Origin of the sequence: Serratia sp. (in: enterobacteria), assembly GCF_046715635.1 — a bacterium.
Lineage (GTDB): Bacteria > Pseudomonadota > Gammaproteobacteria > Enterobacterales > Enterobacteriaceae > Chania.
On sequence record NZ_JBKJYW010000059.1, the window covers coordinates 1 to 6721 of the forward strand.

At 55.0% G+C, this 6721-nt stretch carries 7 protein-coding genes, 2 tRNA genes and 1 pseudogene; 6 read left to right on the top strand and 4 right to left on the bottom strand.

Annotated elements, in window-relative coordinates; all coding sequences use genetic code 11:
• Window positions 1–64 precede the first annotated feature (64 nt).
• Together ACLQ7H_RS03015 and ACLQ7H_RS03020 are read right to left on the bottom strand one after the other, a co-directional pair.
• Window positions 65–141 (bottom strand) — tRNA-Met (locus ACLQ7H_RS03015).
• Between the two features lie 63 nt (window positions 142–204).
• A tRNA-Met gene (locus ACLQ7H_RS03020) sits at window positions 205–281 on the bottom strand.
• A 237-nt stretch (window positions 282–518) separates the two neighbouring features.
• Between ACLQ7H_RS03020 and mltA the strand changes: the two genes are divergently transcribed.
• On the top strand, window positions 519–1664 hold the full coding sequence (gene mltA, locus ACLQ7H_RS03025; protein ID WP_065684152.1) for a murein transglycosylase A: 1146 nt from the start codon (window positions 519–521) through the stop codon (window positions 1662–1664).
• Window positions 1665–1742: 78 nt separating this feature from the next.
• A complete protein-coding gene (gene tcdA, locus ACLQ7H_RS03030) occupies window positions 1743–2549 on the top strand; it encodes a tRNA cyclic N6-threonylcarbamoyladenosine(37) synthase TcdA (RefSeq protein WP_411751396.1) in 807 nt (268 codons plus the stop codon).
• Here tcdA and csdE read toward each other — a convergent pair.
• Both csdE and csdA read right to left on the bottom strand, forming a co-directional pair.
• The gene (gene csdE / locus ACLQ7H_RS03035; protein WP_411751400.1) at window positions 2540–2974 is read right to left on the bottom strand and encodes a cysteine desulfurase sulfur acceptor subunit CsdE; all 435 of its coding nucleotides are present in this window, start codon (window positions 2972–2974) and stop codon (window positions 2540–2542) included. The genes tcdA and csdE overlap by 10 nt on opposite strands.
• Before the next feature lie 19 nt (window positions 2975–2993).
• Window positions 2994–4199 (bottom strand): cysteine desulfurase CsdA, encoded by a 1206-nt coding sequence (csdA, locus tag ACLQ7H_RS03040; protein WP_411751401.1) that lies wholly within the window; start codon window positions 4197–4199, stop codon window positions 2994–2996.
• Window positions 4200–4392: 193 nt separating this feature from the next.
• On the opposite strand from csdA, the gene ACLQ7H_RS03045 reads away from it, so the two are divergent.
• The 4 genes and pseudogenes from ACLQ7H_RS03045 to ACLQ7H_RS03060 form a co-directional block, all read left to right on the top strand.
• Window positions 4393–4617, top strand: a complete 225-nt coding sequence (locus ACLQ7H_RS03045) for a YgdI/YgdR family lipoprotein (RefSeq protein WP_411751397.1) — start codon at window positions 4393–4395, stop codon at window positions 4615–4617.
• 527 nt (window positions 4618–5144) lie between these two features.
• Window positions 5145–6062: a transcriptional regulator GcvA gene (locus ACLQ7H_RS03050; RefSeq protein WP_411751398.1), complete on the top strand. Its 918-nt coding sequence runs from the start codon at window positions 5145–5147 to the stop codon at window positions 6060–6062.
• Window positions 6063–6114: 52 nt separating this feature from the next.
• Complete coding sequence (locus ACLQ7H_RS03055) at window positions 6115–6510, top strand: DUF423 domain-containing protein (protein ID WP_411751399.1); 396 nt, start codon at window positions 6115–6117, stop codon at window positions 6508–6510.
• A pseudogene (locus tag ACLQ7H_RS03060) lies at window positions 6503–6721 on the top strand (23S rRNA (cytidine(2498)-2'-O)-methyltransferase RlmM); the annotation flags it as partial. The gene ACLQ7H_RS03055 and the pseudogene ACLQ7H_RS03060, both read left to right, overlap by 8 nt.

Sequence of the window (6721 nt, forward strand, 5' to 3'; positions counted from 1 at the left end):
AAGGTAGGGGAAATTCAGATACAAAAAAACACCCGTTAAGGTGCTTGTCTGATGTTATCAAGATTGGTTGCGGGGGCCAGATTTGAACTGACGACCTTCGGGTTATGAGCCCGACGAGCTACCGGGCTGCTCCACCCCGCGTCCGTCTTGATACTGATATTATCGAACCAACCCTTCATGTGATACCGCTATTGCCGTATCGGTTGGTTGCGGGGGCCGGATTTGAACCGACGACCTTCGGGTTATGAGCCCGACGAGCTACCAGGCTGCTCCACCCCGCGTCCGATGGAAGCGCACTATACTCTCCAGGCATTTTGTTGCAAACCCTTTTTGCATATAATTCACCGAAAGCCATTTTTATGCTGCATTAGTCCCCAATTTGCGTTTTTTTTCATCATAATCATCTGGCTGGGAATTTTTAGCGGTAGCGATTCCTTTATCTATGGCCGTTTGTTATCGTTCAGCCAGTTTACCCGTATCCATTGGGTATGGAACATATCAGTCTGAGAGAGTGTGCAATGAAAGGACGTTGGGGCAAATACCTGCTCGGTGGGTTAGTGATTGCGGTACTGGCCGGTTGTTCGTCAAAACCGACCGACCGGGGGCAGCAGTATAAAGATGGTCATCTGGATCAGTCGCTGGAGTTGGTGAATCGCCCCAATGCCAGAGGCGCCCCGATCAACGGCCAGGATTACTCCAACCAGCTGATGGAGATTAAATACGCTTCGCCGTCGCTGTTTAACCGCAATAACTCCACCTATCAGGCGGTGCAAAACTGGATGGCGGCGGGGGCGGATACGCGCCAACTGAACCAGTTCGGCCTCAGCGCCTATCAGATGGAAGGTGTCGATAGCTATGGCAACGTCCAGTTCACCGGCTATTACACCCCGGTGCTGCAGGCGCGTTATACCCAACAGGGCGAATTCCGCTACCCTCTGTACAGCATGCCAGCCAAAGGTAAGCGCCGCCTGCCGGATCGTGCTGGTATCTACTCAGGGGCGCTGGACAGCCGTTACATCATCGCTTACACCAACTCCCTGATGGATAACTTCATGATGGAAGTGCAGGGCAGCGGCTATGTCGATTTCGGCAACGGCCAGCCATTGGTGTTCTTTGGTTATAGCGGCAAGAACGGCCATGCTTACCGCAGTATCGGCAAGGTGCTGATCGATCGCGGTGAAGTGGCCAAGGCCGATATGTCCATGCAGGCCATTCGCCAGTGGGCGGATACCCACAGCGAAGCCGAGGTGCGCGAACTGCTGGAGCAAAACCCGTCGTTCGTGTTCTTCCACCCGGTGCCTTTTGCTCCGGTGAAAGGGGCCAGTGCAGTACCGCTGATTGCCAAAGCCTCCGTGGCTTCCGATCGCTCCTTGATCCCTGCGGGTACTACGCTGCTGGCAGAAGTGCCGTTACTGGACAACAAGGGCAAGTTCACGGGAAAATATGAAATGCGTCTGATGGTCGCCCTCGACGTGGGCGGAGCTATCAAGGGCCAGCACTTTGACATGTACCAGGGGATTGGCCCAGAAGCCGGCCACTCGGCAGGGTTCTATAATCACTATGGCCGGGTCTGGGTATTGAAAGGCGGCAATCCTGGGGCGCAGCTGTTCAGCGCCAATCAACCTTTGACCGCATCGAGTGGTTCCCAGCTGGTTACTCGCTGAGAACGATGGCATATAGCTTGACCCGCAGGGCCGGATCTTCCGGCCCTGACTATTTGCAACCAAGGTAAGTAAAGCGAAATGAGTACAGCCTATTCAGAGGCCTATCTACAGCGTTTTGGCGGCACGGCACGCCTGTACGGCCAGCCGGCTTTGGCACTGCTTGCCCAGGCGCACGTTTGTGTGATCGGCATTGGTGGGGTCGGTTCATGGGCGGCTGAAGCGCTGGCACGAACCGGCATTGGCGCGATCACCCTGATCGACATGGATGACGTATGCGTCACCAACACCAACCGGCAGATCCATGCTTTGCGCCAGCATGTTGGCCAGTCGAAAACCGAAGTGATGGCGGAACGGATCCTGGCGATCAACCCGGAATGCCGGGTAACCTGCGTGGATGATTTTATTACCCCGGACAACGTTGCCGAGCTGTTGAACCATAATTTCAGCTATGTGATTGATGCTATCGACAGCGTGCGGCCCAAAGCGGCGTTGTTGGCCTATTGCCGCCGCTTCAAGATCCCGGTGGTGACTACCGGCGGTGCCGGTGGGCAGATCGATCCTACGCAGATCGCCGTGGCCGATTTGGCCAAAACCATCCAGGATCCGCTGGCAGCCAAGTTGCGTGAAAGGTTGAAGAACGACTTTAACGTGGTGAAAAACAGCAAAGGCAAGCTGGGGATCGACTGCGTCTTCTCCACCGAGCCGCTGGTATATCCGCAGCCGGATGGTTCAGTGTGTGCCTCACGCAGTACCGCAGAAGGGCCGAAGAGAATGGATTGCAGTGCGGGTTTTGGTGCGGCAACCATGGTCACCGCGACCTTTGGCTTTATTGCCGTCTCCCACGCGTTGAAGAAGATGGTGGCAAAGGCGGCACGTCAGGCATAGCTGGCAGCGATGGCGTGAACCCTGGCCGCCAAGGCTGTCAGGCCGCTGGCTCGGGTGGCGCTGAGCTGGGCACGCAGCGCCAGGCTATCAAACAACGCCAGGGGATCGATGGCTAATACCTGCTGTGGCGTTTTGCCTTCGACTGCGGTCAGCAGGATCGCCAGCAGGCCGCGGACAATGCGTCCTTCGCTGTCGCCATAAAAATGCAGCGTCCCATCAGCCAACAGCTGGTGCCCCAACCAGACCCGGTTTTCGCAACCGGTCAGTTCCATCTCCGTTTGCCGCAGATCGGCCGTCAGCGGTGGCAAGCGTTTCGCCAACATGATCAGTTGGCGGTAACGGTCTTCCCACAGCGTCAGCGCGCTGAAGGTTGTTATCAGCGCCTCGGCGGTGATTTCACGGCCAAAAGGGTGAGGGGCAAGCATCGGTTCTCCGTTTTGCATTTTATTCCGCCAGTAATTCGATGGCATTAACTAGCGCTATGACCAGAGCATCGACGTCTTCCTGCGTATTATAAGGCGCAAACGACGCACGTAACGTTCCACTGACCCCTAATGCGGCGATGAGGGGCTGGGCGCAGTGCTGGCCCGCACGTACCGCGATGTTTTGTTCGGCTAACAGGGTGACGATATCGCTGTGATGGATCCCGGCGATATCAAACGCCAGCAGGCTGGAACCGGAACTGCGGAAGCTGCGAAAGCCAGGTAACTGCTGCAAACGCTGTTCGGCATTTTGCGCCAGGGCACGGCTGTATTGCTCGGCGGCGGCCATATCCTGCGTTTCCAGCCAGCTCAATGCGGCGCTGAGCCCAAGCACTCCGGCAATATTCGGCGTACCGGCTTCAAAACAGTGTGGCGGTTTTTGTGGCGTAAAGCCGCTGAAAGAAGCCTGCGTCAGCATTTTCCCCCCGCCTTGCCACGGCCCCATTTGGGCCAGCAACGCGGTTTTGCCATACAACGCACCAATGCCGGTTGGGCCATAGAGTTTATGCGCGGAGAAAGCGTAGAAATCGATATCCAGCCGCTGAACGTCGGCAGGGCAATGCACAATGCCTTGTGCGCCGTCGATCATTACTACTGCATTCACCGCATGAGCCAACTCAATAGCCAGCGCGATATCCGGGCAGCCTCCCGTGACGTTGGACATTTGCCCAAGGGCCAGAATGCGGGTTTTCTCGCACAATAGGCCAGGGAGCAGCGTCAAATCGGGCAGGCGATCGGGGCCAATCGGCAGCTTGACCACTTCGGCACCGGTCTGTTCTGCCACCATTAACCACGGGATCAAGTTGGCATGATGTTCCGCCTCACTAACCAGGATCTGATCCCCGGGCTGCAGACGTGGGCGAGCATAGCTCTGCGCGACCAGATTGATGGCTTCCGTGGTGCCGCGGGTCCAAACGATATCGTCCGCACAAGGGGCATTAATCAGGGTGGCGACCTGCTGGCGTGCCTGCTCAAAGCGCTGGGTCAAATCCTGCGCCGCACGATGTTGGCTGCGGTGTACGGTGGCAGCATCTGCGCTGTAAAACTGCTGCGTGGCTTCGATCACCGCCTGCGGTTTTAGCGCGGTGGCGGCACTGTCCAGATAAATTCCCGCCTGTTGAAGGGCCGGGAACTGGCTGTGGAACAAGGTGGGCTCAAAAGGCTTCATCGGCTGATTATCAGTGGTTTTGTCAGCCATTGATCCTGTCCTATTTTAGCGTCAGAGACAAGTTATCCCGATCAATTGTCGCTGTTTCCTGGAAATCTGACGAAAGTTTGTTATGCTGAATATTGGCACGCGAATGAGTTACTTAAATAACAGAAATTAGTTTTACAGCATTTTTATCTACAAGGAGTCAAAAATGAACAAGACAGCCGCCGTTATCTCTGCCCTGATGCTTACATTTACCCTATCAGCCTGCTCAAGCAACTACGTCATGCATACCAGCGATGGGCGCACCATTGTCGCCGATGGAAAACCTAAGGTGGATAACGATACCGGGATGATCAGCTACAAAGATGCCAACGGCGTTGAGCAGCAGATTAACCGTGCCGATGTGAAGGAAATGGTTGAAGGTAATCAGTGATTTCCAGCTAATACAGTAATTTTCAGGCAAAAAAAAGCACCGCGAAGTTGGCGGTGCTGCATAAAATCACTATGGACAGACAGGGTAAATGTACAGGAAGTGAAAAACAGTAGCCTAGCTACCATGTCCGAATTGGCGGACAAATTGCAAACACAACATCACAACCACAAGCCAAAAGTTCATCGGCGTCTTCGACACCCAATCCCTTTTCGTTCCGGCCCAGGAAGTGTCGCCACTATAGGTATTTACTGGCGCATGCTCAACGGACAATTTATAATGGCTCGGATTAAAAAAACTAATGGCAATAGTCCATGCGGATGGGCTAGTGGCGTTAGGTATCGTGCAGCCTAATCTCGTTTGCGAAACCCGGTGGTCATTTGTTACATAAATGTAACTAAAGCCGATGAATGGCAAATTGGCCGCTCTGGCGTGTCCCTGCGCTCGCGGCATTTTTCGGCACAGTTTGGCGGCGGTAAGGGCGCGTTCAGCCGACAACGCCGCAGTTTGCAATACAAAAGGGTCAATGAATGTCTAAACGTCTCCCTCCTCTTAATGCTCTGCGGGTTTTTGACGCGGCAGCCCGCCATTTGAGCTTTACCAAGGCGGCAGAGGAGCTGTTTGTTACCCAGGCCGCAGTCAGCCATCAGATCAAGTCGCTGGAGGATTTCCTGGGGCTGAAACTGTTTCGACGGCGTAACCGTTCGCTGCTGCTGACGGAAGAGGGGCAGAGTTATTATCTGGATATCAAAGAGATTTTCTCTTCGATCAATGAGGCAACACGCAAGCTTCAGGCACGCAGTGCCAAGGGGGCTTTGACCGTCAGCCTGCCGCCCAGTTTCGCCATTCAGTGGCTGGTGCCACGTCTTTCCAGCTTTAACTCAGCTTATCCGGGGATCGATGTGCGCATCCAGGCCATTGACCGTGAAGAAGAAAAGCTGGCGGATGACGTTGACGTGGCGATCTTTTATGGACGTGGCAACTGGCCAGGGGTGCGCGCCGAGCGTTTGTATGCGGAATATCTGCTACCAGTTTGTTCTCCCAACCTGTTAATGGGCGATCATGCACTGAAAGTGCCGGACGATCTGGCTTATCATACGCTTCTGCATGATACTTCACGCCGCGACTGGCTGGCATATACCCGGCAGCTGGGGTTACAGCATATCAACGTGCAGCAAGGGCCGATCTTTAGCCATAGCGCCATGGTGGTGCAGGCGGCCGTTCATGGCCAGGGGATTGCGCTGGTCAATAACGTGATGGCGCAAACCGAGATCGAAGCCGGTCGGCTGGTCTGCCCGTTTAACGACGTGTTGGTAAGTAAAAACGCTTTTTATCTGGTATGTCATGACAGCCAGGCAGAACTGGGTAAAATAGCCGCCTTTCGCCAATGGATCTTGGCGCGTGCGGCCAGCGAACAGGAGAAGTTCCGCTTTCGCTACGAACAATAGGGCCGGCTGCGGTGACGTTGTGGCTGGTTAATCTCGATTAAGGTGAATAACGATGAATAGTCGTTCTATGCTGATTTTTGCTGCTATCAGTGGCTTTGTCTATGTTGCTCTGGGCGCGTTTGGTGCGCATGTATTGAGTAGTGCGCTTGGGGTCAATGAAATGGCCTGGATCCGCACCGGACTTGACTACCAGGGTTTCCATACTCTGGCGATCCTGGGGCTGGCGGTTGCCATGCAGCGTCGGGTCAGCCTGTGGTTTTACTGGAGCGGAGCGCTGTTGGCGCTCGGCACCGTGTTGTTCAGCGGCAGTCTGTACTGTCTGGCGCTGTCTCACCAAAAGGTTTGGGTTTATGTCACGCCAGTCGGCGGGACCTGTTTCCTGATCGGTTGGGCATTGATGTTGATTGGCGCTATGCGTCTGAGGAAAAAGGCCGAGCGCCATGAATAAGATCGCGTTGTACTGCCGCCAAGGCTTTGAGAAAGAGTGCGCGGCGGAAATCACCGACAAGGCCGCCCAGTTGGAAGTGTTTGGCTTTGCCAGGGTCAAGGACAATAGCGGCTATGTGCTGTTTGAATGCTACCAGCCGGACGATGCCGATCGCCTGGCGAAAGAAATCCCGTTCCGTGAGCTGATCTTTGCCCGCCAGATGTTGGTGGTG